The following is a 613-nucleotide window of genomic DNA, read 5'->3' as shown; positions in this document are numbered from 1 at the left end:
GGTGAGTACGGCGTAGCCGCCCTTCTCCGGCGCGGTGAGGTCGTTGGCGACGGCGATCCCGTCCTTGGCGGGGGGGTTGTCGCTGCCGGTGAGGCTGACCGTCTCGACCTGCACCACGCTCGACTCGGCGGCGGAGCCGGGAAGGACGATGCCCGCCTTCTCGTCGGTGCCGCCGGAGAAGTCGCGGCCGCCCGCCCAGATCACCAACTGGCTGCCGTACTGGCCGAACTTGGCGTCGTCGGTGGTGGCGAACGTCCGGTACGGGTCCCGCACCCCATTGGGCTCGTAGGGCACGGTGAACGTCTTCGCTGACCGCGCGCAGTCGCTGCTGCGCTCGTTGACGTCGAAGACCACGTGCGCGGTGAACGACACGTCCCCGGCCAGGTCGGCCGGGATCGCCGTCTCCCAGCGCCGGGTCGTCTTCGTGCCGGGCCGCAGGTCGCCGAGCGGGACGGTCTTCGCCGCCGTGGTGGTTCGGGGGTTGATCAGATGGAGCACGGCGTTGAGGAGAGGGAAGGGACAATCGTTGGTGAGGACCGCGGTGGCGGTGACCGTGTCACCACTGGCCGGCTCGGCCGGCTGCGTGGGGACGGGGAGGGGGGGGCCCAGGGCG

The 613-nt window shown here is 71.5% G+C and carries 1 pseudogene; it reads right to left on the bottom strand.

Annotated elements, in window-relative coordinates:
• A pseudogene (locus tag TN53_RS41765) lies at positions 1-609 on the bottom strand (hypothetical protein); the annotation flags it as partial.
• Between the last annotated feature and the right edge of the window lie 4 nt (positions 610-613).

Source organism: Streptomyces sp. WM6386 (assembly GCF_000972385.1).
Classification (GTDB): Bacteria; Actinomycetota; Actinomycetes; order Streptomycetales; family Streptomycetaceae; genus Streptomyces.
The sequence above is the reverse complement of the archived record's forward strand: the minus strand, read 5'-3'. Positions and strand labels throughout refer to the sequence as shown.